At 66.2% G+C, this 21,662-nt stretch carries 25 protein-coding genes and 1 pseudogene; 13 read left to right on the plus strand and 13 right to left on the minus strand.

Annotated elements, in window-relative coordinates:
• Positions 1–89: 89 nt before the first annotated feature.
• The 4 genes from TX88_RS18325 to TX88_RS18340 are packed head-to-tail and all read left to right on the plus strand — an operon-like array spanning position 90 to position 2,883.
• Complete coding sequence (locus TX88_RS18325; protein WP_044518629.1) at positions 90–1,169, plus strand: PucR family transcriptional regulator; 1,080 nt, start codon at positions 90–92, stop codon at positions 1,167–1,169.
• 41 nt (positions 1,170–1,210) lie between these two features.
• Positions 1,211–1,555, plus strand: coding sequence for an ArsR/SmtB family transcription factor (locus tag TX88_RS18330; RefSeq protein ID WP_044518630.1), 345 nt, complete (start codon positions 1,211–1,213; stop codon positions 1,553–1,555).
• A complete protein-coding gene (locus tag TX88_RS18335) occupies positions 1,555–2,244 on the plus strand; it encodes a cation efflux transmembrane domain-containing protein (RefSeq protein WP_044519548.1) in 690 nt (229 codons plus the stop codon). The genes TX88_RS18330 and TX88_RS18335 overlap by 1 nt, the downstream gene beginning before the upstream one ends.
• 21 nt (positions 2,245–2,265) lie before the next feature.
• Positions 2,266–2,883, plus strand: a complete 618-nt coding sequence (locus TX88_RS18340) for a methyltransferase family protein (RefSeq protein ID WP_044519549.1) — start codon at positions 2,266–2,268, stop codon at positions 2,881–2,883.
• 11 nt (positions 2,884–2,894) lie between these two features.
• On the opposite strand, the gene TX88_RS18345 is transcribed toward TX88_RS18340, so the two are convergent.
• From TX88_RS18345 to TX88_RS18365, 5 genes and pseudogenes are all read right to left on the minus strand, one after another.
• Entirely contained in the window at positions 2,895–3,290 is a 396-nt protein-coding gene (locus tag TX88_RS18345; protein WP_044519550.1) for a tautomerase family protein, read from the minus strand.
• Between the two features lie 97 nt (positions 3,291–3,387).
• Positions 3,388–4,644: a S1C family serine protease gene (locus TX88_RS18350; RefSeq protein ID WP_409365884.1), complete on the minus strand. Its 1,257-nt coding sequence runs from the start codon at positions 4,642–4,644 to the stop codon at positions 3,388–3,390.
• A 426-nt stretch (positions 4,645–5,070) separates the two neighbouring features.
• On the minus strand, positions 5,071–5,634 hold the full coding sequence (locus TX88_RS18355; RefSeq protein WP_044518631.1) for a GNAT family N-acetyltransferase: 564 nt from the start codon (positions 5,632–5,634) through the stop codon (positions 5,071–5,073).
• Between the two features lie 33 nt (positions 5,635–5,667).
• Positions 5,668–6,073: pseudogene (locus TX88_RS18360) on the minus strand (transglycosylase family protein).
• Between the two features lie 398 nt (positions 6,074–6,471).
• Positions 6,472–7,827: an alpha/beta hydrolase-fold protein gene (locus TX88_RS18365; RefSeq protein ID WP_044518632.1), complete on the minus strand. Its 1,356-nt coding sequence runs from the start codon at positions 7,825–7,827 to the stop codon at positions 6,472–6,474.
• Positions 7,828–7,966: 139 nt separating this feature from the next.
• Between TX88_RS18365 and TX88_RS18370 the strand changes: the two genes are divergently transcribed.
• From TX88_RS18370 to TX88_RS18380, 3 genes are all read left to right on the plus strand, one after another.
• A complete protein-coding gene (locus tag TX88_RS18370) occupies positions 7,967–8,983 on the plus strand; it encodes a TIGR03617 family F420-dependent LLM class oxidoreductase (RefSeq protein ID WP_044519552.1) in 1,017 nt (338 codons plus the stop codon).
• Positions 8,984–9,052: 69 nt separating this feature from the next.
• A complete protein-coding gene (locus TX88_RS18375; RefSeq protein ID WP_044518633.1) occupies positions 9,053–9,442 on the plus strand; it encodes a TA system antitoxin ParD family protein in 390 nt (129 codons plus the stop codon).
• Between the two features lie 37 nt (positions 9,443–9,479).
• Complete coding sequence (locus TX88_RS18380; RefSeq protein ID WP_044518634.1) at positions 9,480–10,070, plus strand: ATPase; 591 nt, start codon at positions 9,480–9,482, stop codon at positions 10,068–10,070.
• Positions 10,071–10,078: 8 nt separating this feature from the next.
• Here the strand turns inward: TX88_RS18380 and TX88_RS18385 are convergent, their stop codons facing one another.
• From TX88_RS18385 to TX88_RS18395, 3 genes are read right to left on the minus strand one after another with little or no spacing between them, the layout of a single operon-like run.
• Complete coding sequence (locus TX88_RS18385; RefSeq protein WP_044518635.1) at positions 10,079–10,435, minus strand: hypothetical protein; 357 nt, start codon at positions 10,433–10,435, stop codon at positions 10,079–10,081.
• A 10-nt stretch (positions 10,436–10,445) separates the two neighbouring features.
• Complete coding sequence (gene scnC / locus TX88_RS18390) at positions 10,446–11,171, minus strand: thiocyanate hydrolase subunit gamma (protein ID WP_044518636.1); 726 nt, start codon at positions 11,169–11,171, stop codon at positions 10,446–10,448.
• A 33-nt stretch (positions 11,172–11,204) separates the two neighbouring features.
• Entirely contained in the window at positions 11,205–12,029 is an 825-nt protein-coding gene (locus TX88_RS18395; RefSeq protein WP_044518637.1) for an SH3-like domain-containing protein, read from the minus strand.
• A 217-nt stretch (positions 12,030–12,246) separates the two neighbouring features.
• On the opposite strand from TX88_RS18395, the gene TX88_RS18400 reads away from it, so the two are divergent.
• On the plus strand, positions 12,247–12,885 hold the full coding sequence (locus tag TX88_RS18400) for an FKBP-type peptidyl-prolyl cis-trans isomerase (protein ID WP_084621932.1): 639 nt from the start codon (positions 12,247–12,249) through the stop codon (positions 12,883–12,885).
• A gap of 48 nt (positions 12,886–12,933) precedes the next feature.
• Positions 12,934–13,539, plus strand: coding sequence for a class I SAM-dependent methyltransferase (locus TX88_RS18405; protein WP_044518638.1), 606 nt, complete (start codon positions 12,934–12,936; stop codon positions 13,537–13,539).
• Here the strand turns inward: TX88_RS18405 and TX88_RS18410 are convergent.
• The gene (locus TX88_RS18410; protein ID WP_209447071.1) at positions 13,536–14,330 is read right to left on the minus strand and encodes a thioesterase family protein; all 795 of its coding nucleotides are present in this window, start codon (positions 14,328–14,330) and stop codon (positions 13,536–13,538) included. The two genes, TX88_RS18405 and TX88_RS18410, sit on opposite strands and share 4 nt — an antisense overlap.
• A gap of 194 nt (positions 14,331–14,524) precedes the next feature.
• On the opposite strand from TX88_RS18410, the gene TX88_RS18415 reads away from it, so the two are divergent.
• Together TX88_RS18415 and TX88_RS18420 are read left to right on the plus strand one after the other, a co-directional pair.
• Complete coding sequence (locus TX88_RS18415; protein WP_044518640.1) at positions 14,525–14,941, plus strand: hypothetical protein; 417 nt, start codon at positions 14,525–14,527, stop codon at positions 14,939–14,941.
• Positions 14,942–14,993: 52 nt separating this feature from the next.
• Complete coding sequence (locus TX88_RS18420; protein ID WP_044518641.1) at positions 14,994–16,355, plus strand: TIGR01777 family oxidoreductase; 1,362 nt, start codon at positions 14,994–14,996, stop codon at positions 16,353–16,355.
• On the opposite strand, the gene TX88_RS18425 is transcribed toward TX88_RS18420, so the two are convergent.
• Both TX88_RS18425 and TX88_RS18430 read right to left on the minus strand, forming a co-directional pair.
• Positions 16,345–16,902 (minus strand): hypothetical protein, encoded by a 558-nt coding sequence (locus tag TX88_RS18425; protein ID WP_044518642.1) that lies wholly within the window; start codon positions 16,900–16,902, stop codon positions 16,345–16,347. The two genes, TX88_RS18420 and TX88_RS18425, sit on opposite strands and share 11 nt — an antisense overlap.
• A gap of 144 nt (positions 16,903–17,046) precedes the next feature.
• Complete coding sequence (locus TX88_RS18430; protein ID WP_044518643.1) at positions 17,047–17,625, minus strand: TetR/AcrR family transcriptional regulator; 579 nt, start codon at positions 17,623–17,625, stop codon at positions 17,047–17,049.
• 103 nt (positions 17,626–17,728) lie between these two features.
• Between TX88_RS18430 and TX88_RS18435 the strand changes: the two genes are divergently transcribed.
• Together TX88_RS18435 and TX88_RS18440 are read left to right on the plus strand one after the other, a co-directional pair.
• Entirely contained in the window at positions 17,729–19,048 is a 1,320-nt protein-coding gene (locus tag TX88_RS18435; protein ID WP_084621933.1) for a glycosyltransferase 87 family protein, read from the plus strand.
• Positions 19,045–20,262, plus strand: coding sequence for an NAD(P)/FAD-dependent oxidoreductase (locus TX88_RS18440; RefSeq protein WP_044518644.1), 1,218 nt, complete (start codon positions 19,045–19,047; stop codon positions 20,260–20,262). The genes TX88_RS18435 and TX88_RS18440 overlap by 4 nt, the downstream gene beginning before the upstream one ends.
• 5 nt (positions 20,263–20,267) lie before the next feature.
• Here TX88_RS18440 and TX88_RS34705 read toward each other — a convergent pair whose 3' ends face one another.
• Together TX88_RS34705 and TX88_RS35205 are read right to left on the minus strand one after the other, a co-directional pair.
• On the minus strand, positions 20,268–20,747 hold the full coding sequence (locus tag TX88_RS34705) for a peptidoglycan-binding domain-containing protein (RefSeq protein ID WP_209447000.1): 480 nt from the start codon (positions 20,745–20,747) through the stop codon (positions 20,268–20,270).
• A 119-nt stretch (positions 20,748–20,866) separates the two neighbouring features.
• A partial coding sequence (locus tag TX88_RS35205; protein ID WP_044518646.1) for an NAD(P)/FAD-dependent oxidoreductase occupies positions 20,867–21,662 on the minus strand: 796 nt, incomplete at its 5' end.

The raw sequence follows: 21,662 nt of genomic DNA on the forward strand, positions 1-21,662 counted from the left end.
AGCTCGGGGGTGTGGGTGTGCCGCCGCGGTCTCGCCGACAAGAACGACGAACAAGCGGGCCGCAACGGTAGATCAGGAGAAGGCGCGACATGTCCCAGGACTCGCCGCTGAGCGTGGCGGCGGCCTTGACCGTGGCGCCGTTGGACCGGGGTTCTGTGGTCGCCGGTCATCGCGGCCTGACCCGTGAAGTCGCCTGGGTGGACATCATCCACGCGCCTGCGGAGTCCTTCATCCGCCCCGGCGACCTGGTGCTGTGCACCGGCGCCGATATCCGGCAGCCCGGCAACCGGGAGTTCCTCGCTTATCTCGTGTCCTCCCATGCGGCGGGGCTCATCTTGAGCCCTCCCCCCGAGATCACTGTCCGCGAACTCCTCAACTCGCTGGTTCCGCTCGCCGATCGTCATGAGTTCCCGGTGGTCCTTCTGCCATGGGAGATCCCCTTCGCCGATGTTCAGAAACGCCTACTCCCACTGTTGAGTCCCGCGATTCCCGGCGCACAGGTCGAGATGGCCATCGGACGGCGTCAACATGACGACACCGGCTGGAACGACCTTGCCCCGGCCTTCGGCGAAGCCCTCGACGAGTTGGCGCTCTCGGCCGGCGTCTCCGTGCACACTTCGGTCACCGATGACCTCGTGATGTGCCACTTCTCCTCGGCCCCGTCGGCGTCCACCGTTTCCGTGTTGGTCGCGTCCGCTCAGCGGCTGAGTGCGCTTCCCGAAAATCTCGTGAGTTGGGCGTTGCTCCCTCCGGTCCACGGACAGTCCGTCCCGGTGCCGACATCGGTACCGGCGGGCCTGCCCGGCCGGCCGGCCGGCTCGCGTCAGTTCGCCGAGGTGCTGCGCCAGGACCCCCAGTCCATGGCGACCATCCTCGAGACCTTGCAGCCGCTCATCGAGTACGACAAGACGCGCCGGGGGCAGCTCGTCCACACGTTGGAGATCCTCCTCAACGAGGCCACCAACATCAGCGCCGCGGCCAGAGCGCTCTACCTCAACCGGCACTCCCTGATCTACCGGATCAAGCTCATCGAGGAACTCACGGGCCTGTCGCTCAAGGACCCCGCCGACCGCTTCCAGTTGGAGGTCAGCGTTCGCGTCCACCAGATCAATGAGGCACGCATCGACGGTCAACGGCCTGGGCCCGTGACGACCGCCTGCTTTCCCTGACGGTCCGGCGACGGTTCATCCTTTTCTGAATACACCCGACGATGTACAGTCAGGTCGTGGAGACGCTGACCCAGGTGGCGGTATTGGCCCGGTTCGGGCATGCCCTGTCGGATCCGACCCGGTCCAAGGTCCTGCTGGCGCTCAAAGATTCACCCGCCTATCCGGCCGACCTGGCTGCAGCGGCGGGAGTATCCAGGCAGAGCATGTCCAATCACCTTGCCTGCCTTCGTGGTTGCGGCCTGGTGGTGGCTGTCCCCGAAGGCCGCCGCACCCGCTACGAACTCGCCGACCCCAAACTGGCCCATGCATTGAACGATCTGCTTCATGTGGTGCTGGCAGCCGATTCGGAGCACTGCCCGAACGCCGCGTCCGACGGGTGTTGCTGATGGCGTCTGACCTTCATCAACCACCCGCTCCCCTCGGCCCGGCGCGACGGGCGTTGCTGCACCGGCGGATCCGATGGTTCGTCGCCGCGACCATCACCTACAACGTGATCGAGGCGATTGTGGCCATCGGCGAAGGCGCCAGGGTGTCCTCGACCGCGTTGATCGGTTTCGGACTCGATTCGGTGATCGAAGTGTCCTCGGCTGCTGCGGTGGCATGGCAGTTTTCGGGCCCTGACCCCGAAGCCCGAGAAAAGACCGCACTACGGATCATCGCCGTGTCGTTCTTCGCATTGGCCGGCTACGTCACGGTCGAAGCGATTCGCTCATTGACCGGGGCCGCCGAGGCCCGGCACTCGGCGATCGGCATCGCACTGACCGCGGCCAGCCTGATCGTCATGCCGGTGCTGTCCTGGGCTCAACGCCGGGCGGGCCGTGAGCTGGGCTCTCGATCGGCGGTCGCCGACTCCAAGCAGACCCTGCTCTGCACCTACCTGTCCGCCGTGGTGCTCGCCGGCCTGGTCCTCAACAGCCTGTTCGGCTGGAGTTGGGCCGACCCGATCGCCGCACTCATCCTCGCCGGTGTCGCCGTTCACGAAGGGCGCGAAGCGTGGCGCGGCCAAACCTGCTGCAACGTAGCCATTCCCGACACCGATGCCGGAGATGACTGCTGCCCGAACTGTGGCGACTGACCGAGTGAGGAGATGACGACCATGGCCGTCACGGCACTGATTCTCTATCTGATTTTCGCGGTGCTGGGGTTCGGGTGGCGCAGTTGGGTCCAATACCGACAAACCGGCTCGACCGGGTTCCGGGGCATTCACGGACAACCCGGGTCGCTCGAATGGTTGGCCGGGGCCGGGTTCATCGCGGCGATCATCGTGGGCGCGGGCGCTCCGGTCGCGCAACTCCTCGGAGTTCTCACCCCGCTCCCCGTCCTGCAGGCTCCGTGGATTCAGGTGCTCGGGACAGTGCTGGCCGTCGCCGGAATCGCCGCCACCGTCTATGCCCAACTCGATATGGGCGAATCCTGGAGAATCGGCGTCGACCCCGACGAGACAACAACCCTGGTGCGCACCGGTGTATTCGGAACTGTGCGCAACCCGATCTTCACCGCCATGCTCGTGTTCGCCGCCGGGATCACCCTGATGACGCCCAATCCGGTCGCGCTGTCGGCCTTCGTCGTGCTGTTGGCCACGATCGAACTGCAAGTCCGGGTCGTCGAGGAGCCCTATCTTCTCCGCGCCCACGGTCAGCCGTATCGCGACTACTGTGCCGGCGTCGGACGTTTCCTGCCCGGTATCGGACGGGACGAGAACTCGGATCGATAGCGCGCAGCCGATTACACGTTGACGTCGAAACCCAGGTTGATGTCGCAGGCGGCCTGCCCGCCACGAACGCCCCAGTTCTCCAGCGCGCTCTCCCGCAGCAGGATCGTGATGTGGCCGGAGGGGATGCCGAGATCCTCCAGACGAGTGACGATCTCCCGGTAGAGATTTCGTTTGGCCGGTACCGATCGACCGGCAAAGCAGTCGATGGTCACAAGCGTGTACAGCTCGGGGTTTGTCAGGCCCGGCGAATACGAGAACCGATGTGGTTCATGGGATAACAACCGGACATGCTTGTCGCCGGGAGGTATCTGGAATGCGGCCACCAGCGCATCGTGCACCGCGTCGATGATCGCGACCTCTTCTGATTCGGTGTACCGTCGCCTGACCTCGATGAGCGTGCTTGGCATCCGGGAATCGTCACACATCCGGCGGCCACCCGTCATGCCATTTTCGACGAATGAGCCCCAGCCCTGAAGTGCCGGGCTGGGGCTCATGTTCGGGTAATCAGGCCTGCAACTGCCCCAAGGTGACGTCCACGGTGCTCGATGCGCCGGACTGGTCCTCGTAGGTCAGCGTCACGGTGTCGCCCGGCGCCTTGGAGCGCACCGCGGCGACCAGGGCATCTGGACCGTCGATCACCTGGTCGTCGAGTTTGGTGATCACCGCGCCGTCAGGCAGACCGGCGGCTGCGGCAGGGCCGCCTTCGACGACACCGGCGACGGCTGCGCCCCGGCTGCCTTTGCCGGAGAGCTGGACACCCAGCGAGGCGTGCTGGACCGTTCCGGTCGAAACCAGTTCGTCGGCAATACGTTTGGCCTGGTCGACCGGGATGGCGAAGCCCAGGCCGATCGACCCGGCCTGCCCGCCACCCTGCGAACCCTGGCCGCCGCCCAACGATGCGATCGCCGAGTTCACCCCGATGAGGTCACCATTCATGTCGACCAGCGCACCGCCGGAGTTGCCCGGGTTGATCGCCGCGTCGGTCTGAATCGCGCTCATCACCGACTGCTGACCGCTCTGCCCGTCACCGGTCGCCACCGGCCGGTCCAGCGCGCTGATGATGCCGGTGGTCACCGTCCCCTGCAGACCCAGCGGTGAGCCGACCGCAACGACGTTCTGCCCCACCTTGAGGTCCTTCGACGAGCCGATCGAGATCGGCGTGAGCCCGGAGACGTTCTGCGCCTTGACCACCGCGATGTCATCGTCAGGGTCGGTGCCGACGACGGTGAACGGCACCGTGCGCCCGTCGGACATCGTCACGGTCGCCTGCATGGTGCCGCTGGTCCGGCCGGAGCTGTTGGTCGAAGGTCCGTCGGGCGAATACTGGTCGCCACCCGGGAACTGGCCACCGGGAAACAGGCCCCGCGGGAAACCGGGGTACTGGCCGTCGGGCGACGCCTCGGCGGCCATCGGCCCCTGACCTCCGGCGCCTCTGGCGGCGGAGGCGACGACATGGTTGTTGGTCAGGATCAGGCCGTCTTCGCTGAGGACGATGCCGGAGCCTTCCTCGCTGCCCTGCCCGGTCTCGATCTGCAGCTTCACCACGCTGGGCAACACCTTGGCCGAGACCTGTTCGACCGAACCGGCCGGTGCTGACCCCTTCGGCTGCGCAGGAGCGGATCCGGTGATCGGCGAAGGCTTGCCGACACGGTCAGCGACGGGCGCCTGGGCGACGGGCGTGGGCTGTCCGGGATGATCCACCACCGCGACCGCCGCGACTGCGCCCGTCGCCATGGCCACCGCGGCCGTGCCGGCAACCAGAACACCGACGCGGGACTTCTTCTTCGGCTGTGCGGCCTCCGGTCCCAGCGGTGCATCGACGAGCGGGGCGTCGAATTTCTGGGTCATCTCGGGGTGCAGCCCGTAGTGCGGGTACGGCTGCTGATAGCCCTTGCGGCTCCAGGGACTTGGATTCCGTTGATCCGCCTCCCGTTTCGCCTCCCACTCACGGTTGCTGTTGTGTGATGGCATCCCCGACCACTGATTCATTCCGTTTGCTTCTTCCTTGCGACACCGACCCATATGCGCCGCGCCGGCGCCTACGTAGATGGTGCAGCCCCGCACTGAGGGTTTGCTGAGAGTGAGTTCAGCGCCGCCCAAGACTTTTTCGCGCCGAGGGAGGAAAGGTGCGGTCTACGTCACGCGTGCGTACCGTCACATCCTGCCGAGACGAGCAGAGTGAAAGCCCTACTGCGGCAGGAACGTCCCCAGCCGTGCCGTGGCCAGCACCTGTTCTGCGTCGAATTGCTCGAAGGTTCCCAGCTGGGCAAAACCGAGCAGGTCGGCCAGTCGAAGCGCCGCCAGGTTTGCCGTCTGGGTGACGATCACGACCGGTTGGTCGGCGAGTTGCTCTGCGGCGCAGCGCAGTAACGCGCGACAGGCCTCGGTCGCATAGCCCTTGCCCCATGCATGTGCCCGAAAGACATAGCTGAGCTCGAGCTCGCCGCCGCCTTCATTCACGTGACCGGGCAATTCCGGATCACGGCGGCTGAGCGTCACCATGCCGAGCATGTCGTCGGATTCGCGGTCGGCCGCGATGTAACAGCTGTCGGCCGCCAACAAGGTTGCCGCGCCCACGGAGGTCACCCTGGCGCGGACCTCTGCCTGGGAGCGCGGACCGCCGAGGAAACGACGCACCCGCTCGTCGGTCTGCGTCTCGATGAGCCCCTCGCCGTCGTCGTCGCGGCCCTTTCTGAGCAGCAACCTCTCGGCCTCGATGCGGGTGGCGGTGAATATGGGCTGGTCGTCCATTCGTGCTCGATCAGCTCCGGGGCGAAGGTGTGATCATCCCAGCGGATTGAGCACCAAGGTGCACAGCCGTGGCAGGTTCCTCAGGGGGATCCACACCATCACCTGGCGGCAGGTTCCTGTGGCCTGGCCGACCGGGCCTCCGCAGACGGGCCAGGCGCCGAGGCCTTGGGTCTGCATCACGTTGCGTGCGACGCGAATCTGCTCCTCGCGCTCGCATGGCGGCGATCGAGTGCCCGTGGGAAGCCCACGTGGCGGGAGTGAACTGCAGCCCCCCGTAGAAGCCGTTGCCGGTGTCGGCCGCCCAGTTGCCGCCTGACTCGCATTGCGCCATCGCGTCCCAGTTCGGTTCGGCGCCGGCAGTCGGAACCATCAGGAGGTTCTGAGCCAGGGTGATCGCACCGATGAACCCGAAGACGGTGACGACCTTGCGCACGCGCATGTCGATCCCTTCCTGGCGGCGGGCACTGCCTGTGCACGCCGGTAATGGCGGGACGAAAGACTATTTGCAGCCCATCGTGATACAGAGTTTACCGATGGGGCGAAAGTAAAATAGCCGTGCTAGAGAGTCTAATTATCTTCTTTGAGTTTATTTAATAGTTATGGGCTTCTTGTGGCCGGTGAGGAACATGAGACCACTCCTGCACGCCCTGTAACTGCAGGTCAGGTATCGACTCAGGGCGCGAGGCAGTCCATTGGACGCGCGAGCCCGGTTTCCTAAAATTTTCTCGCGACCACTGTGACAATTGCGGCCTACTGTGAAGTCAGTTTCCAATGCGATAGCAGTGAAAGAATTGAATTCTGGTGCAGATGTGACAATTGTGAAAGATGAGGTTCCTGTTACAGGTCGGTGTTCACGATGTTGGCGGGGCGCAGCCGGGCGATGATCCCGTCGAGATCGCGGAGGAACATGTCGGGACGGAAGACGTGGCCTCCGGGCACCTCGTGTGCTTCGAACGGGATGCCTGCGCGGCCGAGGAGGTCGCGGAACTCGCGCTGGCCGGCCAGCACCTGCGTCTCGTTCACGCTGTCGAACCAGTTGAGCGGATCGGGGCTGGTGCCGGCGACAAGGAAGATCCGCTTGTTGCGATAGCTCTCGATCCGCTCGACCGGGTTGTCCGCACTGACCCTGGCCTGGTCCCAGAACGGAGCGCCGTAGACCGTTCCGCCGCCCAGATCCAGAACCGCCGACGTGATGTTCGCCCAGTGCACCACCAGGCCGAAATCGCGGCGCAGGCTCGCCGGACCGGAGTGAGCACTGACCGACGCGAAGTGGCCGTAGTACTTGGCCGTGTACTTCAGCGCGCCGAAACCGCCCATCGAGAATCCCCCGACCGCGCGGCCGTCGTACTCGGCGTACGTCCGGAAATTCGCCTCGATCCACGGCAGCAACTGGGCGATGTGGAATGTCTCCCAGTTGCGCGGTCCGACGAATGAGGTGACCGGGTTGGAATACCAACCGGCGTGCCCGCCGTCGGGCATCACCACGATGATCGGCTTGCCTGCCGTCCAGTCGCGGATCCCCAGGAAGTCGAACTGACGGAAATCGTCGGCACCCCCGTGGAACATGTACAGAACGGGATAGGTGCGGCCGCTGGTGTGATAGTCATCGGGAAGCAGAACGTTGACGCCGGGGTTCCAGCCGATGGCAGCGGTCTGGAATCGGTAGTACCACAGGCGAGGATCGTTCTCGTTGCGGTCGACGATCCGCAGGCCGAACCCGTCGCTGCGACCGCTGAAGATAACCAGCGCCTGTCCCGGGGTGATGTGTCCGGGGTCGGGTATGCCGTTGACACCGGCGATCGGTGGGTAGAACGAGGCGTCACCGTAGAACCGTGATGCCAACGCCGACAACGTATCCCCCGGAGCGACCGTGTATCTCTTGAGTTCCGGGACGATGAGCCGTTGCCCCGGGCTGAGGCCGGCGCCCTCGGCGATCCCGTTGGCGGCGGCGATCAACCTGGACAACTCCGCATGCCCGTAGAAACGCGACGCCACCGCCGACAACGTTTCTCCGGGGGCGACGGTGTACCGCGCGTAATCGGGAAAGACCAGCTTCTGTCCGACGTTGACGGCGTCCGGATTGGGAATTGCGCTGGCCGCGGCGATCAGCCGGTACAGTTCCGCGTCCCCGTAGAACCGCAACGCCAACGCTGACAGCGTCTCCCCCGCCACGACCGTGTGAATCCTGACCATGGGTCCCCTCCTTCAGTTGCAACACGCTCTGGTTTACGACGAGTCCGGTTGCCCTGATCTCCCCCAAGTCTAGGCTCCCGGTGGCGTGAAACGGTTGACTTCTAAGGCATTACGGATGTTCGACACGTACGCTCCCCACGTGTACGTCGACGTGATGACCGTCCCGCAGCCGCTGGCAAAAATCGGTGACCTTGCCCGCCGCACCCAGTCCGCCGGATTCTCCGGGCTCCTGCTCACCGAAACGGGCCGCACGGCATATCTCAACGCGGCGGTCGCGTCTCAGGCAGCTCCCGGGCTGGAACTGTCGACCGGTGTCGCCGTTGCCTTTCCGCGCAGCCCGTTCATCACTGCGGCGTCGGCCTGGGAACTCCAGGAAGCGACGGGCGGCAGGTTCCGGCTCGGCATCGGCACCCAGGTCCGCACCCATGTGGTTCGGCGCTATGGCATGCCCTTCGAGCATCCGGGGCCGCGCCTGCGCGACTACGTGCTGGCCGTGAAGGCGTGCTTCGCCGCCTTCCGGACCGGCAAGCTCGATCATCACGGCGACTTCTACGACCTCGACTTCATCACTCCCCAGTGGAGCCCGGGGCCGATCGATGCACCCGATCCCAAGGTCGACGTCGCCGCCGTGAATCCGTGGATGCTGCGCATGGCGGGCGAAGTCGCCGACGGTGTCCACATCCACCCGATCGGCGAGCCGGGTTATATCGCCCGCCACGTACTGCCCAACATCGCCGCGGGTGCGGCCAAGGCGGGCCGCTCCCCCGACGACATCGCCAAGATCGTCCCCGTGATGACGATCGTCGGCGACAGCGAGGAAGAACGCGCCAACGAGCGCGAGTTCGTTCGGGCCAGCATGAGCTTCTACGGGAGCACGCCGAACTATGCGTTCATCTGGGACGAGGCCGGCTTCGACGGCACCACCGCACGCCTGCGGGAGAAACAGAAGGCCGGTGACATCGCGGGGATGACGGCGCAGATCACCGACGACCACATCGCCGCCTTCGCCACCGAATCGACCTGGGACGGACTGGCGGAGGCGTTGACCGCCAAATATGCCGGAGTCGCCACCCGCATCGTGCTCTACAACGCGCTCGGCGGGCCGGAACGTTTCCAGCGGTACGGCGAGATCGCGAGGCGGCTGTCGACGGCATGACGCTGGTCACAACCCTTATATGTAGCATTCTGCTACGCTTGTTTCAGACTGCTACAACGGAGGCTCGTCATGACTGACACCGCAGATCGGGTGACCCGGTTCGCCGCAGACCTCATCGACAGTGCAGCCGCGGAAGGCGCACGTCAGAGCCGGTCAGCCAAGCAGCAGCTCGACCACTGGGCCCGCGTCGGCCGTGCCGTGTCGAGCCGGCACAGTGCAGCCCGCCGCAAGGTGGAAGCCGCCCTGGCAGGTGATATTCCGCTTCGGGAGTTGACCGCCGAGGAAGGCGCGGTGTTCGACGCCGAGATCGCCGCCTCCATCGAAGAGAGCCTGGCCCGCGCCGACTACGGCAAGACGCTGGCCGCCCGCGGCATCACCACCGTCGCGCTCGACGAGAACGGCGAGATCGTGCAGTACCGGCCGGACGGCAGCACCGCGGCGCTGGCACACCAGCAGTGATCGCGGCTTGCACTGACACGGACCGTGCCGTCGCGCGGTGAAGCGTCTCGATCTCGTCGTCGGATGCAACGGCGCCGGCAAGTCCACCTTCGTCGAGCTCACCCTGTCCCCGCTGCTTCCCGGTAGCCCCTTCGTCAACGCCGACGAAATCGCCAAGCGTCGCTGGCCCGAAGACCCGGCCCCGCACTCCTACGAGGCCGCTTTGGTCGCCGCCGAAACCCGGGCCAAGCTCATCGAGCTCGGCGAATCCTTCATCGCCGAGACCGTGTTCTCCCACCCCTCCAAACTCGAGCTCATCGACGAAGCGCACGCCGCCGGCTACACCGTGATCCTGCACTGCATCCTGATCCCCGAAGACCTGGCCGTCCTACGAGTGCGCCACCGGGTGCAAGCCGGCGGCCACCATGTTCCCGAGACCAAGATTCGTGAACGGTACCAACGACTTTGGGACCTCGTCGCGATCGCCGCGATGCGGGTGGACTCGGCCACGTTCTACGACAACAGCACCACGAGAGGCCCGCGGATCGTCGCCCAGATCGCCGGCGGATTCGCCGTCGGGTCGCCGTCCTGGCCGAAATGGACACCGGCGGCACTGAATTCCCGGTCGGTGGAAGGCAGCGACCACTGAGCTGCCGATCAGGTCCCCTCGAGTCGGGCCCTGACTTTTCGCATGCGTTCGGCCAGTGACTGCTCGTCGATGATGTTCCTGGCGACCAGCGAATGTGTCAGTGCGGCAAGCTGGTTCTCCGGGTACGGCAGTGTCACATACACCTCGTTGACCAGACGGTCCTCATCGTCTCGGCGAGTGAGCAACGGCAGCGTCACTCCTTCGTGATCGAGTGCGTCGCACATCCCGTCGAGACTCGACTTCCACGGCGGCACCAGGTTGGAAACGCCATACTTCTGCGCCATGCGGGGCCATACCTGTCCGCGCCCGACAAGCTCCTCCAGCGTCCGCACCCTGACTGTCGTCACGTCCTCTTCGTCTGTCATCGGGCGCCCCTCAGTATCCTTCGGCCGGCCGGACCGCCGCATGCACCGGACGCTGCGCATTCGTCGTCACGCCGGGTTTCGGCAAGGCGACACCGATCATGCAGTCGCGGGTGACGATCTCGGCGAGTTGCTCCTCGGTCCAGCCCTCGGTTCCGGCGGGACGGACCGGCAGCACCATGAAACGGCGTTTGGAATTGGAGTCCTCGATACGGATCTCGACATCATCGGACAGGAAAAGACCGAATTCCCCGAGTACCTGACGCGGCCAGCGCACGATGCGGCGCCGATAGTTGGGCGTCCGATACCACTCGGGTGAATTGCCGAGAAGCGGCCGCGGATAACACGAACACAAGGTGCAGACGATCACGTGATGCAGAGTCGGGGTGTTCTCGAGCACCTCCAGCGCCGTGAAGTCACTGGGCGTCCCGAAGCCGGTCGGGTGCAGCCAATCGATTCCCACTTCCCGGCTGGCGGCGATGGGATCCCGGAGCGCCAGCTGCTTGAAATCCGGATCGACCCAGGCCTTCGCGACGAATCGCGAACCCGGCGCCGGTCCGATCTGTTCGACGAATTCGGTGTAATGCCGATGGTCCTCGGCGGTGAACAGACCTTTCTCAATCGCCAATTCGCGCAGCGCGATCTCCAAGACCTCGAAATCGGTCACTTCCTCGACCATCGGTGCCGCATGCCGCTCGGATGCGTCGTCATGCGTATGTGCGGCGTCGTCGTGCGTCATGTCGCATTCCTGTTCGTCTGTCGAATGAGCGGTCTAACCCAGCGGCTGCAACCACAATTCGGAGATCTCGGCCTGGAGGGTGTCGCCTTCGGCGCCCGCATAGGGGTCCCACACGTCGGTCATGTTGAAGCGCACGATGTAGAACCATTGAGGTTTCTGCTCTTCGCGGTCGAACGCCTCGTCCTCGGGCACCAGGCTTTCGTAGGACACCTCGACGATCGTCGCGGGCTTGCCGCGCAGATACTCCTGGGTGCGGGTGTAGAAGATCGTCGGAAGATCCCGCACGCGCACCCGATCACCAACGGCGAACCGAGGGGCCCCGGCCTGGCCGTCGAACCGCTGCGGGTCGCCTTTACCGAGCGCCTCGATGTGATGGCGGTTCCTGGAGACCGTCGTCGGATCACCGACGCTGCGTGGCGTTGCCGACAGCGCGTCCACGCCACCGGCGGCCACGCGGGCGCGCACCTCGTCGACTCGCTCCAACAACTCGCGAAGCGTGATGTGGTCTTTCTCGACAAGGACCCGGGCGATGGCCCACACCCACCGGCCGTAATAGGGGAAGCCGTGGTAAATCGTGCGCCCCACATCGACGTTCCCCAGCCGCCGCCGTTCTTCGGACGTCCAAATACCACGCCAGCCGAGAACCTCACACGTGACGAAGGTATTGAGTTCCCACGCCTCTTCTTCCTTTTCCTCGAAGATCGCCGGGGCGTCGGGATCGCCGCCGACGTCGTGCGGATTCTTCATGAAGGCGGAGAACAGCGTGTGGTCAATCTGATCGGGATAGGGCCAGTCCTGGAGCCGATGTAGGGCTGGGCGCAACTGGCTGACAAAGTCACCCATGGAATTGTTGGCCATAATCCGTGTCCTCGAGTGTGGATAAACGGTCTGCCTGCGGCGACGCTATCACGGGCAAACATCGCCCGGCGCCTATCGATGAATCTGTCCGCCCAGCCCTTCAATGAATATTTGAATTTTCACAATTCCGGCGGAATTCACCGATCCGGCCGACGAGCGGTCGCGATTGCCCGGCTATCGGCGGGCACCACCTTGCGCCGCTGTAGCGTGACCAGGCATGAACTCCTTTCGCGTGCCTTCCTCTGTTGCGCTCGTGGCCTGCGCCGCGTCGTTGACCATGGCGCTCGCCGCGTGCGGCTCCGACACGGACACCTCCTCTGCCACGTCCTCGCCGAGCACGCCGTCGGTCGCCGAGGTGCTCACGCCCTCGATCGCCGAGACCGCAACCGAGGCCAGCACGTGCCCGACCGCGGCGCCCCAGAACGCGGGCGCCCCCGAATGGACGGCGTCCGGGACGACCGGCAGCGTTGCGGTCACCGGCTCCACCGACACCGCGGCGCCGGTGGTGAAGGTCGACGGACCGTTCAGCGTGGCCCAGACCCAGGTGCAGACCCTCAAGGCCGGCGATGGGCCCGTCGTCTCACCGTCGGCGAACGTCACGGTCTGCTACATGGGTGTCAACGGACGCGACGGATCGGTGTTCGACAGCAGCTACGAACGCGGCGAACCGGTCGACTTCCCGCTCAACGGCGTGGTGCCGGGCTTCCAGAAAGCCATTTCAGGACAGAAGGTCGGGTCCACGGTGGCCGTGGCGATGACCTCTGCCGACGGTTACCCCCAGGGGCAGCCCGCGGCCGGAATCCAGCCGGGTGACTCGTTGGTCTTCGCGATCAAGATCCTCGACGCCCAGGGCTGAGCCCCACCGCCCGGCCCGGGCCCGGCATCCGCTTGCAACAATGCTCACATGGTCGAGCGGAGCATCTGGATGCAAAAGGTCGCGGCCGATCCCGGGCACTCGAACTGGTACATCGAACGCTTTCGTGCCATGGCGCGCGCCGGCGAGGACCTCGCCGGTGAGGCTCGTCTGGTGGACGCGATGGCATCGCGCAATGCCCGCATCCTGGATGCCGGCTGCGGTCCCGGCCGGGTGGGCGGATATCTGGCCGGGGCCGGACACCAGGTGGTCGGCGTCGACGTCGACCCGGCATTGATCGAGGCAGCCAAGAAGGACCATCCCGGTCCTCGGTGGCTGGTCGGCGACCTCGCCGAGCTCGACCTGCCGGCCCGGGGCATCGCCGACGCGTTCGACATCATCGTGTCGGCAGGCAACGTGATGACGTTCCTCGCCCCGAGCACCCGAGTTCAGGTCCTGACCCGGCTGCGCGCCCACCTCGCCGAGGACGGTCGTGCAGTGATCGGATTCGGAGCCGGCCGCGAATACGAGTTCGGTCAGTTCCTCGACGACGCGGCGACGGCCGGGTTCACCCCGGATCTGTTGTTGTCCACGTGGGATGTGCGGCCCTTCACCGAAGACTCGGATTTTCTCGTCGCCATCCTGCGCCCCGCCTAGCTCGAGCCTTTCGGGCTGAAGTTGAAATTGGCCACGGCGGTGGACAATCCGGTGCCGATGGGGCCCGACGTGTCAAACAGGCTCGCACTGCCGGTCGCCACACCGTCGGCGCTGGTGTGGGTCACCGCCGCCATGCCGATGTAGGGACCGACCGGGAGCCGGCTGAGCGCCAGCGTGTAGTCCGCATTGATGAAAGCCAAACCGGCCGAACTGAAATTGGTCATCGAACTCGTGACGTCGACGGCCAGTGCCGCCCGTACGAACGGCGAGAGTTCTTCACCGGCAACCAGATCGCGCACTTCGCGCAGCCATGCGTAACGCGGACCGCATTGCTGCCACGGAAAACCCGGACCGGTCCATTCCGCATCCGGCCCATAGGGCCGGATGAACATGGGCACGGTGTCGTCGAAATCCGCGGGCTCCTCAGGTAGCGGTGGCAGGTCGATCGAGGTGGTCCAGAACTCACCGTCGGGTTGGGCACCGCGTCGCAGATACAGCGCCGAGGCGCGGGCCACCAGCTCGCCGTCCTGGGTCATGACCGCATCGACGGCCTGCATCCGCGCTCCCGACCGGACCACCGAGGCGGAGACGCGAACCGGTGCGCTGGCGACCCGGCGCAGTATTTCCACGGTGAACCGCGCCGGTTGCAGACCCTCGTCGGTGACGTGTACTTCGACGGCACGCGCCAGCAGGCCACCGACCACCTGACCGCCCAGGGTGGGGCCCCAGCCCCCGTGCGCGATCTCGTTCGGCACGAACCCGCCGTCACTGGCCACAAAGTATGGCGTCATCGCAGTGCGCTCCACAGATACACCTCTCGTCCGGCACTTCGGGCAAATACGGACTCTATTACAGAGCTGGCTACAGTTGGAGCGACGATATCCTGGGGGCCCGATCAGAAGTCGAAGACCGACCACGGTCGCGACTATTGCCACCGATGCCCCATCGTTCTACTATCGCTTGTAGTAGTTCGAATGGGGGTCCCATGGCGACACCGACAATCGTTCAGACACAACGCTTTCTGCGTCTGACGGCATGGACATTCCTGGCCGGCTGGGGATTGCACGTGCTCGACCACCTACTCCGGGGAATGTCGGCGTCACCGATGTTCGTCATGGCGGGCGGCATGATCCAGGGTGTGGTCGTCATCATCGCGGTCACGATGGCCGTGCGCGGCCATCCCAGGGCGCCCGACGTCGCGATCTTCACCGGTATCGGCAGCGCGGTGCTGTTCAGCTATGCACATCTGCTGCCGAATTTCTGGCCGGGATTCCAGGACAGTTATCTCAGCGGTCCGCGCATCAACGTCACCTGGTTCTCCTGGGTGACGGCCCTTTCCGAGATCGGTACCGGACTGTTGTTCGCCTACGCGGGCCTGCGGGCGAGGCGGGCCTCGGCGTAGCTGCGGCCGCCGAGCCGCCCCCCGACGCGGATCCTGCGGGTAACGTCGGCCGATGGGATTGGTGTACTCCAGCATCATCGACGCCCCGCAGGAAGAGGTCTTCGCCTGGCACGGCCGACCGGGTGCGTTCGCCAGGCTGTCACCACCGTGGCAGGCGATGCAGCTCAAATCCGAGGCCGCCTCGCTGCGCGACGGCCGCGCCGAACTCGCACTGCCCGGCGGCCTGCGGTGGGTGGCGCAACACCAGGCCGACGCATACGACCCACCACGACGCTTCGTCGACCAGATCGCCCGCGGTGGGCCGGCCTCGCTACCCGCGGCATTAGCGGTGCGCTGGAAGCACATTCACGATTTCGAAGCCGTCGACGCCACCCACACCCGGATGACCGACCGCGTCGAGACGCCGGTGCCCGGCCATTTCCTACGTCCGATGTTCGCCTACCGGCATCGCCAACTCGCCGACGACCTCGCGTCCCACCAAGAGGCGCGCTCACACGGACTGGCGCCGCTGACCGTCGCAGTCAGCGGCGCGTCCGGTCTGGTCGGGTCGGCATTGACCGCGTTTCTGAGCACCGGTGGCCACCGGGTCATCCGGCTGGTCCGCCATGCGGCAACCAAACCTGATGAGCGGCAATGGAACCCGGACGATCCCCACCCGGAACTGTTCACCGGGGTCGACGTCGTCGTCCATCTGGCGGGGGCAACGATCGCCGGCCGGTTCACCGATGGGCACCGCCGGGCGATTCGCGACAGCCGCATCGAGCCGACCCGCCGGCTCGCCGAACTGATCGCCGCCACCGATCGCGGGCCGCAGGTGCTCGTCAGCGCGTCAGCGGTCGGCTTCTACGGGTACGACCGCGCCGACGAGGTCCTGACCGAGGCCAGTGAGCGCGGCGATGGGTTCCTCGCCGATGTCGTGGCCGACTGGGAGGACGCGCTGGCCCCGGCGGAACAATCCGGGGCGCGCGTGGTCCGGATCCGTACCGGGATCGTGCAATCCCCGAGCGGCGGCACGCTTCGACTGTTGCGCCCGCTGTTCGCCGCTGGGCTCGGCGGCCGGATCGGCGACGGACAACAGTGGTTGCCCTGGATCGGCATCGACGACCTGGTCGACATCTACCACCGCGCGTTGTGGGACGAGCGACTGTCCGGCCCGGTCAACGCGGTGGCCCCGGAGCCGGTGCGCAATGCTGAATACACCGACACGCTGGGCCGCGTCCTGCACCGCCCGACCGTTCTACCGGTGCCCGCACTGGGGCCTCGGGTACTGCTCGGCGATCAAGGTGCCCGCGAACTGGCCTGCGCCAGCCAGCGGGCCGTTCCCGCGGTTCTCGCCGCGGCTGATCACCACTTCCGCCATCCGGACCTGGATCAGGCGCTGCGCCACGTGTTGGGACGCGCGGTTACGGAGTAGGAGCCTCCGGCGGCGCCGGAGGGCGCTGACCAGGTGAGTTGTACTCGTATCCGGGTGGCGGCGGGCCGTTCAGCGAATAGTAGCCAGGTGGCAGCGCCGGGCCGACAGGACCGCTACCGGGTGCCGGTGCCGTGACCGGAGTCTCCGAACCGGGGGCATTGATCGACTTGTAGCCGGGCGGCAGCGGCGGAGCCGGACCTGCGCCGGGAGGCGGTGCGACACCCTCGGGCGCTCCCCCGCCGGTCTGGAAGCCGCCCGGGTCGCGGGCCTGATGCCAGAGATCCCTGAGCGTGCCGACCGGGCCGGAGCCGTACTGGCCGGAGCCGTACACGGGGTTGGCGATCTCGGGTACCTGCGGCGGACCGACCGGGGCGGGCGGCGGCGGGGCGGCCAGCGCTGGATCCGATGGTGCTGGTGCCGGGTCCGGCACGACGGGGTCCGCAGCCGCCTGACCAGCGGCGGCGAACACGGCACCGACGACGGTCAAGCCTGCAATCGCGAGCTTCGCCCCTTTGACGGGGAGCGTGGCGCGGCGCGCATCGGTCATCTGTCCGGCGGTCCTCTCTGTTACGCCCGCTGAAACGCCTGCTCGGGAGACAGTGTGAGTACCGGGCGGTCCGAGCATCGTCGCACATCCCACCGGGGGCGCGCTGGGCTCGCGCGGTGAATCAGGCCCCGGAGCGCCTCTCGATCAGAACGGCGCAAGCAGGAATTCGTCGATGAAACGGCTGAATGTGTCATCCACATAGGCGGCGTCCTCGGCCGTGAAGAACTCGATGATGAAGCCCTGGAATGCCGCGAGGGCGATGCGTGAGCGCGTCTCGGCGACGTGGTCCGACATCCCGAGTGCGGTCAATCGGGCCTTCGAGTTGCGGGTCAGCAGCGACAGCGTGTCCCAGGTGTACTCGCGGTACGGACTGTCACGGCTGCACGCGGCACCGAACACCTGCAAGACCACCCGTAGGCTCTCGCTCCGCTCACCGCGGGTGCAGGCATGCCAATCGTCGAAACACCATTGCCGATGTGCGGCCACCGACACCGGTAACTCCACGTCGTCGGTCTCCGGAATCGCCTGGCGTTGTTGCCGGTTCAGCACTTCCAGCATCAGCTGATCTTTGGTGCCGAAGTAGTAGACCAGCATCCGGGCACTGGTCCCCAGTTCGGTGGCCAACGTACGCAGCGATGTGTCGACCACACCCGCGCGGGCGAACACCGACGCTGCGCCCGCCAGCAGCTGGTCACGCTTCACCCGGTCGATCTCGCGAGGCACGCTTGACTGTAACAAGTGCTTCATATATTCGTTGGTTGTTGCGCCCGAACGAGCTTCGTTCACAGCCAGGGGTCGGCTGGTGCGCACGGGAGGGGCTTGCGTCATGACAGCACCGAACCGGGTCCACGCAGTTTCGACGAACGCGGTGGCGATCTCCTGGCTGGCGGCCGTAGCGCTGCTGGTCATTCACCAACTGCTGGAACCGTTCACCGCAGGCTCACACATGGGGCTGCTCACCAACGGCGGCGACCTCGACGTCTATCGCCACGGCGGGCAACAACTGCTCGACGGTCAACCGCTCTACGCCGCGGAGTTGCCCGGAGGGGGCTGGTTCACCTACCCGCCGTTCGCCGCTGTCACCTTCATCCCCCTGTCTCTCATGGGTTTCACTGCAGCCCAAGTGATCTGGATGGCGGTCTCATTCACGGCGCTGGCCCTCACGATCTGGCGATGCGCCACAGTCCTGGGCTACCGGGCCGACCCCCGGCTCTTGTTGCTCACCCTCGCGCTCAGTCTCGTCGCGGTCGACATCGAGGCAGTGCGGGGCACGCTCTGGCAAGGCCAGGTCAATCTCGTCCTGATGGCGTTGATCGTCTGGGATCTCACCCGGCCGCCATCGGCCCGTCTGCGCGGATGGTCGGTCGGCATCGCCGCCGGCGTCAAACTGACCGCCGTCGTGTTCGTGCCCTACCTGTTCCTCACCCGGCAGTGGCGTGCGGCATTCACCGCGCTGGGAGCTGCGCTGGCGACGGTCGCGATCACCTGGTGTGTCCTGCCGACCGATTCCACGGCCTACTGGCTGCACGCGGTGTTCCAGACCGATCGCATCGGCCCGCTCACCCATCCCGGGAACTTCTCGATCGGCGGAATCCTGGCCATCCTGGCGGCGCCCGCACCGATGCCGACGCTGTGGTGGATGGTCGCCATCGGCGCCGCGGCGGTACTGGGGTACGTTGCGGCACAACGGGCACAGCAGTCCGGGCACGCCCTGCTGGCGATCACGCTCGTCGGATTGCTGTCGTGCACGGTGCCGCCGCTTGCCTGGGGGCATCACTGGGTGTGGACCGTTCCGCTGCTGGCCATCATCGTCGATCGGGCGGTGCGCTCCACCGGCCCGACCCGCGCCGTCTGGGCGGCCGGTGCGCTGGCTGTCTACCTGGCGGTGTTCATGTGGTTCGCCGCCTGGCTCTACCGGACCTCGCACCAGCTCAGCGCCGGCTACACCAGCTATGTCGAGGCGCTCGACGCCGCCATCGCGACGATGTCCAAGCCGGACAAGCTGCTGGTGGTCTCCACCAACCCGACGCTTTTCATCGTCGCCGCCGTCGCAACCATCGTGTTGGTGCGCCGCCGGTCATACCCGCCGGCGAACGAGCGTTTTGCCGGCCGTGATTTTTTGTGGCGTGGCACGCTGACACCGTGAGCCACGTGCTGATCGTCGGATCGGGTTTCGCCGGGTTGTGGGCCGCCCTCGGTGCCGCCAGACGCGTCGACGAACTCGGAACGGTGGCCGACGGCGTGAAGATCACGGTGGTCAGCGAGCGTCCCTTTCACGACATCCGCGTCCGTAACTACGAGACCGATCTCACCGACTGCCGAATCCCGTTGGGGAAGCTACTGGATCCCGTCGGTGTCGAACACATCGCCGGCGAAGTCACCGCGGTCGATGTCGACGCCCGGAATGTGACGGCACAGCGCAACGGGCAAACGTTGATCATCGACTATGACCGGCTGGTACTGGCCGCAGGCAGCCGAGTCGCGCGACCGCATGTCCCCGGACTGGCCGAGTTCGGTTTCGACGTCGACACGTTCGACGGCGCCGGACGCCTCGCCGCCCACCTCGAGACGCTGGCCGTCAATCCCCGGACATCGGGCGCGGATACGGTCGTTGTGGTCGGTGCGGGGCTCACCGGAATCGAGACGGCCTGCGAACTGCCCACGAGGCTCGCGGCGATCTTCGAGAACTCCCGGGTGCCCAAGGTCCGGCTCGTCGACCACAACTCCCATGTCGGCTCGGACATGGGCGCCTCGGCGCGCCCGGTCATCGAAAAAGCGCTGTCCGACAACGGGGTTGAGGTGATGACCGGTGTCAGCGTGACGGCCGTCGACATCGGCGCGATGACGTTGTCTTCCGGTGCAACGGTGCCCACCGCAACCGTGGTGTGGTGCGCGGGAATGCGAGCCAACCCACTGACAGCGCAGCTGCCGGTCACGCCGGACCGGTTCGGCCGGCTGCCGGTCGACGACTACCTGCGCGTCGAGCATGTGCCCGCGGTGTTCGCCGCCGGCGACGTGGCCGCCGCGCGGGTGGACGATGGCCACCTGTCGGTGATGTCGTGTCAGCACGGCAGACCGATGGGCCGCTACGCCGGGTACAACGTGATCGGCGACCTCCTCGGCCGGCCCATGCGCGCGTTGCGAATCCCCTGGTATGTCACCGTTCTCGATCTGGGCCCCGCCGGTGCGGTCTACACCGAGGGCTGGGATCGCGACGTCGTGGCGACCGGCGCAGTCGCCAAGGCCACCAAGAAGACCATCAATACCGAACGGATCTACCCGCCGCTCACCGGCGACCGGCAGGCCCTGCTGGCGGCGGCCGCCCCCGACCTCCAGGACAGGCCGGCCCGCGGCGGGTAGCGCCGTCAGTGGAACGAGAACTGGACGACCGCGTTGTTGCCGCCGCGGCAGGTCACCCAGTCACCCTCTCGGACACACGCCATGGTGTACGTCTGATGCGTCACCGGACTGAACACGTTGATCTGCACTGAATCCCCGGGAACCCTGAAGTACTCCTGGCGGACATTCTGGGCGAACGGACACGAGGTGCTCTGGCTGGCCCAGATGCCGCCGTTGCATTCCTTCATCTCCTCGCCCACCGGGCCGGCGCCCTGGGTGGTGAGCTCGTCGAGCTTGGCCAACGTCTCAGCGCCCGCGACGCCGTTGACGAACAGCCCGGCCCGCTTCTGGAATTCCCGGATGACAGCTTCGGTCTGCGCGCCGAACTCGCCGTCGACCTGCAGGTGTGAATAGGCCGGGTAGTCCAGGTTCAGCAGCGCCTGCAGCGTGGCAACGTTCTGGCCCTGGCTGCCGTTCTTCAATGTGACTGTCGGATATGGAGGCATGACAGCGCTCCTCTCATCTCGGTGGCTTTGCGCCAACTTCGGATGATCGGAACGTAACCGCGCACGGCGGCCGTGGACACGCGTAGCCGACTACTCGAAACGCGCTGTGGCGCCGCACGCTACGGGCTGTGCGGGCGGTCGTCACCGTCCGGTGGCACCTCGGGCGGCGGAGGAGTGAGCGCGTCCCAGGTGGTCCACGTGTAGCGCTGCTCGGGAAGACCGGTCGCTCCGAGCATGAATGCCCGGTGTGCGCGGCGGGCCCGCGCGATGGTGGCCAGCCAGGTACTCACGGTGCTGACCCGGTTACGGATGCCGGTCAGAAACGCGATGTGCAGGAAACCCCACGCCAGCCATCCGAGAACACCGGCGACCTTGACCGGGCCGACTTGCAGAAGTGCCTGTCCCCGAGCGATGTACGCCGCTGAACCGAGGTCCCGGTAGCGGAACGGCCGTCTGGGCTTGCCTGCGAGTTCCCGACGGATACACGAGGCGACGTGGAGCCCGCCCTGCATCGCGTTCTCGGCCACCCCGGGCAGGTTCTCGCGGCCGGCCAGGTCTCCGATCACGAAAATCTCCGGATGCCCGGCGACCGAAAGATCAGGCCCGACAGCGATTCTCCCGCTGCGGTCGGATTCCGCGCCCAGCACCGTGGCGACGTGACGGGCAAAGGGAACGGCCTCCACTCCGGCTGTCCACAGCACGGTTCGTGCCACATACTGCTCGTCGGGACCGCCGGCCTTCGGGCTGACGGTCACCCCGTCCCGCCCGACATCGGTCACGTGGACACCCATGTGCAGCTCGACGCCCAGCCGCTGCAGGGACCGCGTCGCCTTCTCCCCCAGTTCCGGGCAGAAGGCCTTCAAAACCCGCTCTCCACCGTCGAACAGCAGCACCCGGGCTTCCTCGGGCTCGATG

The sequence above is a fragment of the Mycolicibacterium septicum DSM 44393 genome (genome assembly GCF_000455325.1).
Lineage (GTDB): Bacteria > Actinomycetota > Actinomycetes > Mycobacteriales > Mycobacteriaceae > Mycobacterium > Mycobacterium septicum.